This is a genomic window from Ensifer sp. Root1252 (assembly GCF_001425885.1).
In the GTDB taxonomy this organism is placed as follows: Bacteria; Pseudomonadota; Alphaproteobacteria; order Rhizobiales; family Rhizobiaceae; genus Ensifer; species Ensifer canadensis.
The window spans coordinates 164,583-171,680 of sequence record NZ_LMDT01000003.1 but is presented as its reverse complement, the minus strand read 5'-3'; the positions used below and the strand labels follow the sequence as shown (position 1 = coordinate 171,680).

Here is a 7,098-nt window from a genome sequence, read left to right as displayed (position 1 = left end):
CTTGCGCGACAGACACGACGGGCAGGWSCGGCATTCCGGCGTATAGAGCGGGATGACATGGTCGCCCTTCTTGACCGAGGTCACGCCCGGGCCGACATCAACGACGACGCCGGCACCCTCATGGCCGAGGATCGCCGGGAACAGATCTTCGGGGTCGGCGCCGGAAAGCGTGAAATCGTCGGTGTGGCAGATGCCGGTCGCCTTGACCTCGATCAGMACCTCGCCGGCCCGCGGGCCTTCGAGCTGAACGGTCATCACTTCCAGCGGCTTGCCGGCCTGAACGGCGACGGCGGCGCGTACATCCATGGACATTTCTCTTTCCTTTTAACGTTTTCGGCCATTTCAGGCAGTAGGCCTATCGGGGCAGGTAGCGCGTAAGATGGGCTTCCAGGAGCCGTACGAGCGTGATCAGCACCAGATTGATCAGGAGATAGAGCACACCGGCGATGGCGAATATTTCGAGGATTGCATAGGTCTGGCTCATCAGCCGCTTTGCATGGCCGGTGATTTCGAGGACGGTGATGGTGGAGGCGAGGCTCGTACCCTTGACGACGAGCACAAGCTCGTTGCCGTAGGCCGGCAGCGCTTGCCTGATGGCGAGGGGAAACGTGATCCGGCGAAAGCGCAGGAGCCGCGACATGCCGCAGGCCTGAGCGGCTTCGACGAGCCCTCCGGGAATGGACATGAGGCCGCCGCGCAGGATTTCCGACGTATAGGCCGCCGTGTTGAGTGCCAGCGCCATAACAGCGCAATGGGCGCCATCGCCGACGATCCACCAGAGCATGGGGTTGTCGCGCACGAAGGAAAGCTGGCCGAGGCCGTAGTAGAAGAGAAAGAGCTGGACCAGTAGCGGCGTGCCGCGGAAAACGGTGCTGTAGCTTTTGGCAAAACTGCTCAGAGCCGTGTTTTTCGACAGGCGCATGACCGCAAGCGCCAGACCGAGATTGAAGCCGATGACGATCGAAGTGACCGTCAGGACAGCGGTGAGCCACAGTCCCTTGGCAAGGGTCGGAACTGCGAGGCGAACGAGTTCGAAATCCATGGCCTATTTCCTCGTACGGGGACGCAGAAGGCGTTCGATCCAATCGAAACCACCCTGGCTGATCAGCGTGATTGCGAGGTAGACGACAGCGGCGATGAGATAAAAGATGAAGGGATGGCGGGTCGAACCCGCCCCGACGAAGGCCGCGCGCATCAGTTCCTGCAAACCGACCACGGAGACAAGCGCGGTGTCTTTGATCGTGGTCTGCCAGACATTGTTCATACCCGGTACCGCGATCCGCAGCATCTGTGGGGCGATAATGCGGCGGAAGATGCGCCTGCCTGGAATCCCAAGCGCCCGCGCCGCTTCGATATGTCCGGCCGGTATGGCAGCCAGAGCCCCCCGCACGACCTCCGTCGAATAGGCCCCCGATATGGCTGCGATTGCAACGACTGCGATGGTGAAGGCGTAGCCGTTGCCAGCCAGACCTTCATAGCCAAACGCCGCGGCGACCTGGGCTACGAATTCCACGGAGGAAAAGAAGAGGAGATAGATGATCAGGAGTTCCGGGACGCCGCGCACGATCGACGTGTAGACGTCCACGACAAGCGTGAGCGGAAACAGCCGCGCCCATTTCATCAGGCCGCAGGCAACGCCGATGACGATGCCGAAGGCCATGCTCGTGACCCCAAGGGCGACGGTGATCGCCGCGCCGCGCAGGATTGCGGAGATCCAGCCGCCGTCCCATACCTGCCATAATCCAAGTTCCATCGAACCCGCCCAACCTTCGCATTGTCCTGTCGGATGAAGCCCCCCGAAGAAGGATCGACCTGACGGCCTTTCCTCACCCGGGAGACGTCGTGTTGGTGTTACTGGCAGGGACGGGAGATGTCCGTCTTGAACCAGGTCTGGCTCGTATTGCCGATCGAGCCGTCAGCGACCAACTCGCAGAGCGCCTCGTCGATGCGGGCCTTCAGCTCGGTATTCTCCTGCGAAATGCCGACGCCGATGCCTTCGCCAAGCGTCGGATCGAAAGTGCTGAGCACCTTCACATCGACGAACTGGAAGTCCTTGCCATCCGGGCGCGCCAGGAAATCCTGAAGGGCGGAGGCATCGGCGAAGGCGGCCTCGACGCGGCCGCTGGCGAGATCGATCTGCATCTGGTCGAGCGTGTCGTAGGTCTTCAGGACGGCGGAGGAGGCGCGTTTTTCCACGAAATGGGCATGGGTCGTGCCGGCCTGGACGCCGACCGTGCGGCCGTCGAGCGATTTCAGCAGCGCATCGATGTCCTTGATGCCGGCGAGATCGGAATCCTTCTTCACCACGAACATGTTTGCGAGTTCCGCATAGCCGACCGAGAAGTTGATCTGCTTCTTGCGTTCAGCCGTGATCGACATGCCGGAAATGATGATGTCGAAACGTTTGGCTTTGAGCGCCGGAATGAGACCGTCAAAGGCCTGCACGACGAAATGGCACTTCATCTTCAGCTTGGCGCAGAGCAGGGTCCCGACATCGGCGTCGAAACCCGTCACGTTACCGGCGGAGTCTGCCATGCTCCATGGCGGATACTCGCCTTCCGTCCCGATCGACAATTCGCCCTCGGCGGCCTGGGCCGCGGCGAGACCGGCGGCGAAGAACGTGGCGAGCAATAGACTTTTGAGCTTCATGTTTTGGTTCCCCATGTTGAGCTTTCTTGTTGGGTCTCGTCCGGAGAGATCCCCGGACGGGTGATGGCGCAGGAATGTCAGAGCGTACGGGCCAGGAACTGGCGCATGCGTTCGGAGCGCGGGTTGGTGAAGACCTCCGCCGGGGCACCCTCCTCCTCCACCTTTCCCTGATGGAGGAAGAGGATCTTGTGCGAGACCTCGCGCGCGAACTGCATTTCGTGCGTCACGAGGATCATCGTATTTCCTTCTTCGGCCAGTTGCCGGATCACGCGCAGCACCTCGCCGACAAGCTCGGGATCGAGCGCGGAGGTCGGCTCGTCGAGGAGGATGAGCTTGGGGCGCATGGCGAGCGTTCGGGCGATGGCGGCGCGCTGCTGCTGACCGCCCGACAGCTGGCCTGGATACTGGTCGTGCTTGTCGGAGAGGCCGACTTTCTTCAGGAGCGCATGGGCATGGTCGACAGCCGCCTGCCGCTCTTCCTTAAGGACATGCCGCGGCGCCTCGATGATGTTTTCGAGAACTGTCATGTGCGGCCAGAGATTGAAGTTCTGGAACACCATGCCGACGCGTGAGCGGATGCGCTCGACCTGCCGCATGTCGGCCGGCGCGGCGCTGCCGTCCGACGTCTTCTTCATGCGGATTTCCTCGCCATCGATAACGATGCGCCCGTCGTTTGGCTGTTCGAGCAAATTGATGCAGCGCAGGAACGTGCTCTTTCCCGAACCGGAGGAGCCGATCATCGACACGACCTCGCCCGGTTGCGCGGAGATGTTGACGCCGTTGAGCACGGGGAGGGGACCGAAGCGCTTGTGGATGTCGTGCACTTCGATCGCCGGCCTTTCGTCAAGCCTTGGACCGCTAGCTTCCGGGTGGGCGACGACGGTGACGGCCGGCGCCGCAGGAACCGGCTTTTCGGCACCTGCGCCGCCGACCGACTTGAGGTCTGCGAAGGCACGGTCGAAATGGCGCAGCGAAGCGGCAAGACAAGTGCGCTGCCAGTCAGCGTCCTCCGGAATGAAGGCGGCGCGCAGGGTTTCCTTGATCCTGCTGCCGAGCGGGGTATCGATCTTGCTGAACAAGTGAAGCCAGTTGTCCGCCTGAACCGCATCCGCGACCGTGGCGCCGTCGAGGGTTCCGCATTCGACCACCAACGGCAGGACGCGCGCCTTCGGCAGCGCGTCTCGCACCGCGGCCGAGACATAGCCGGTGGCCGTCGCGGAGATGCCGGTATCTGTGGTTGCATTCTCGCCGGTGACGACGACCGAGAGCGTCGGACCGAAGATGCGCCGCCCCCAATCCAAACCGTCGTGCTCGTTCTCAGCAACGGAGAGGAGGGCAGGATAGCCGTAAGGGCCCGCGCCCGTGTGCAGGTCGAAGACGACGACCTCGGTGGCCTGCTGCGCGAACGTCGACAGGATCTCGATGAGGGTGCGGTTGGACCAGACGGGACCGTCGCCGCCATAGAACAGGCCATTCGGAAAGTCGTACTGGCCGGCTTCAACGATCGGGGCGATGCCGGCATAGCCGCCGAGCCGTTGTTTCGCGGTCTCGTAGGCGTCCGCTGCGGCATCGCGCTCCGGGCCTTCCCAGGCACGACAGACGAGCGCGCAGTGCAGTGCGGCATACCGTTCGTTTTTCGGCGGCGCTTTCTGCCAGTCGATGAAATTGCGGTTGACGTCGACGTTGTCTTCGTTCACCCGGCGCGTCCAGGCCGTGCCCCAGGGGTTGATGAGGTGGATGGCTAGGACCGCGGTGTCGTCGGGGAGCTGCCAGGGCGAATTTTGTGAAAGCCAGGCAGTCTGGCAGGCCGAGCCGAAAGGACCCTCGACGCCATGGGTGCCGGAGATCAACACCAGGAGCTTCTTGGCATCATCGCGTCCAAGATAGGCAACGTCGGTCGCCAGACGCTCGCCGTTCGGTCCGTGCAGCGGATGCAGGTATTCGACGACACTAGCCCCAGCGGTGCGCGCGGCGGAGAGAAACCGGGCGCGCAGGGCCGAGAAATCGCCGGCGAAAAGACCGGATGGCGTTGAAGGGGACATGCGAGGGGGCTCCCGGTTTGCTTTGTGCTGACGTGCGTTTGCGCTCATTGTTCGTTCCCGTGGGGTCGCGGCCCGACCCCTTCTTGTGTGTCGGATTGGAGGGGACGTCGCAGGCGTCTCCTCATCCTTCACGCTTGGCGAGGGCGCGAAGCGCGTCGAGAAAGCGGTCGTTTTCCGAGGGCGTGCCGATCGTCACACGGATGAAGGTCTCGTAACCCTCTTCTTTCCACGGCTTGACGATGATGCCCTTCGACAGGAAGTGATTCAGCGCCGCCCGGCTGTCCCAGCCGACGTCGATGAACAGGAAGTTCGTCTGCGATCGGGCCACCGAAAGCCCCATGGCGGCAACGGCATCGGCCACACGTGCCCGCTCGCGTTTCAATGCGGCAACCGAAGAGCGCATCCATGCCTCGTCCGCCAGTGCGGCGACGGCTGCGACCTGCGCGGCAGCATTGACGTTGAACGGTGTCTTGGCCGCGGTCACGGCGCGCGCGAGCCGCGCATCGGACATCACAGCATAACCGACACGCAGGCCGGCAAGGCCGTAGGCCTTGGAAAAGGTTCGCAATACGACCCAGGACAGGCCCGTGGCCGAGAGCGCGGCGAGGCCGTCAGGCATGTCTTCGTCCGTGAACTCGAAATAGGCCTCGTCTAGAACGAGAAGCGTCTGCGGCGTGACCGCCGCGAGAATGCGCTCCAGGCTTTCGCGGTCGAGCGCCGGGCCGACCGGATTGGAGGGGGAGGAGAGGAAGAAAATCACCGGCGCCCGCTCGAGCATGGCGACGATCGCCGGTATGTCGAAGTTCAGATCTGTCCGCATGCCGACCTTCACGACCTTGGCGCCATTGGCCAGCGCCTCGATCTCGTGCAGCCCAAAACCGGGACAGACTGTCGCCGCGAGGGCACCGGGACGCAGCACGGCGCGACAGACCGCGGCGATCATCTCCTCCGAGCCGTTACCGGCCACGATGCGTTCAGCGGGAACGCCGAGCTTATGGCTGAGCACCGCCCGCAGCACCGTGCAGGCCGGGTCGCTGTAGCGCGACGGATTGAGGTTGGCGAGCGCCGCCGCGACATCCGGCGAACAGCCATCCGGGTTTTCATTGCTGGCAAGGGCAGCGATGTCCTGCCGACCGCTGTGCTTTTGTGCGGCGGCGATGCTCATGCCGGCATTGTACGGCGGCAGGCCTGCTACATGCGGATTGAGCGGGATTTCGGTATGGAGCGGTTTCGTCACGGATCCTCCTTCGGGGATTGGACACCCTGGTTCAGGCCGCAGCCTCTTGTTCTGAGCGCGTCAGAGATCGAGCACGATCGAGGATTTCGGCCTGGTGCAGCACAACAGCACCCGGTCGTCCGGCATCGCGTCGAGCGGCTCCTCGAAATAGTCGACCTCGCCTGAGACGAGACCCTGTTCGCAAGTCCCGCAAACCCCCGCCCTGCAGGAGAATTCAGGCTCGATGCCCCGTGCCTCCAGGAAGGCAAGGATGGATTCGCTCGTCCCGTCCCAGGCAAGGCTGCGCCCCGACTTCTGGAGCACGATGCGTGGGCCGTCCCCCTCGGTGGCTGGCTCGGCGGCGCGCGCCATCGCGGGCCGCGCCGTCATCTGCCCGGCCTCCGACAACAGGCTCGCCGGCCCGAAGAATTCGTAGGCGATGCGTTCCTTCCTCACTCCGAGACCAGTCAGAATGCCGTAGATGGCCCGCATGAAGGGCGGTGGCCCGCACATGTAGATATCGTAGTCGTCGAGCGGCAGAAGGCTCTGAAGCGTGGTGCGCGTCAGGAAACCCGTCGAGTGGCACCGGGCGACCGCGAGATCGCCGGTCTCGGCGAAACGGTAGCAGAAGTGTACGGCGATGCCGGACCGCTGGGCGGCGAGTTGCTCGACTTCCTCTCGCAACGCATGAACGGCCGCGCTGTCGCAGGCGTGGATGAACCAGACGGGGCGGTCGCTTTCCCTTGCCAGCACATTCAGCATCGAGACCGTCGGTGTCAGCCCGACGCCGCCAGAAAGAAGCACGACAGGCCCCGAACTCGCGCTGTCGAGCTTAAAGGCACCGCGCGGCGGGTCAATCTCGACGACGGCGCCGGGCTCGATCTCGTCATGGAGCCAGCAGGAGCTCAGGCCATCCGGCACGTCCTGCGACGGTGCGGCCTCACGCTTCACGGTTATCCGGTACGTGCCTTCCTCGCGCGGGGACGAGGAGACCGTATAGTTGCGCAGGACATGGCCACCCTTGCGGTCGGGAACGCGCATCGTCAGGAACTGTCCCGCCTCGAACGGCCGCCAGTGCTGCCGTTCGAGAGGGGCAAGGCGGAAAGACGTGATCGTGGTGCTTTCGCGCACCTTCGAGACAACTTCGAAGGGGCGAAAGCGCGAGGCCGCGGCATCGAGCATCCGGATTGA

At 63.6% G+C, this 7,098-nt stretch carries 7 protein-coding genes and 1 pseudogene; all 8 read right to left on the bottom strand.

Annotated features, from left to right (window positions below):
• A partial coding sequence (locus ASD02_RS06395) for an alcohol dehydrogenase catalytic domain-containing protein (RefSeq protein ID WP_156408367.1) occupies window positions 1-306 on the bottom strand: 306 nt, incomplete at its 3' end.
• A 49-nt stretch (window positions 307-355) separates the two neighbouring features.
• Entirely contained in the window at window positions 356-1,042 is a 687-nt protein-coding gene (locus tag ASD02_RS06390) for an ABC transporter permease (protein WP_057204800.1), read from the bottom strand.
• 3 nt (window positions 1,043-1,045) lie between these two features.
• Window positions 1,046-1,753, bottom strand: coding sequence for an ABC transporter permease subunit (locus ASD02_RS06385; RefSeq protein ID WP_057204798.1), 708 nt, complete (start codon window positions 1,751-1,753; stop codon window positions 1,046-1,048).
• A 98-nt stretch (window positions 1,754-1,851) separates the two neighbouring features.
• Window positions 1,852-2,649 (bottom strand): transporter substrate-binding domain-containing protein, encoded by a 798-nt coding sequence (locus ASD02_RS06380; RefSeq protein WP_057219023.1) that lies wholly within the window; start codon window positions 2,647-2,649, stop codon window positions 1,852-1,854.
• Between the two features lie 77 nt (window positions 2,650-2,726).
• A complete protein-coding gene (locus tag ASD02_RS40525) occupies window positions 2,727-3,479 on the bottom strand; it encodes an ATP-binding cassette domain-containing protein (RefSeq protein ID WP_057219272.1) in 753 nt (250 codons plus the stop codon).
• A gap of 162 nt (window positions 3,480-3,641) precedes the next feature.
• Window positions 3,642-4,691 (bottom strand): annotated as a pseudogene (locus ASD02_RS40520) (DUF2817 domain-containing protein); the annotation flags it as partial.
• Window positions 4,692-4,812: 121 nt separating this feature from the next.
• The gene (gene hisC / locus ASD02_RS06365) at window positions 4,813-5,928 is read right to left on the bottom strand and encodes a histidinol-phosphate transaminase (protein ID WP_063978418.1); all 1,116 of its coding nucleotides are present in this window, start codon (window positions 5,926-5,928) and stop codon (window positions 4,813-4,815) included.
• Window positions 5,929-5,988: 60 nt separating this feature from the next.
• Window positions 5,989-7,089 carry an FAD-binding oxidoreductase gene (locus ASD02_RS06360; RefSeq protein WP_057219021.1) on the bottom strand — a complete coding sequence of 367 codons (1,101 nt, stop codon included), beginning with the start codon at window positions 7,087-7,089 and terminating at the stop codon, window positions 5,989-5,991.
• Between the last annotated feature and the right edge of the window lie 9 nt (window positions 7,090-7,098).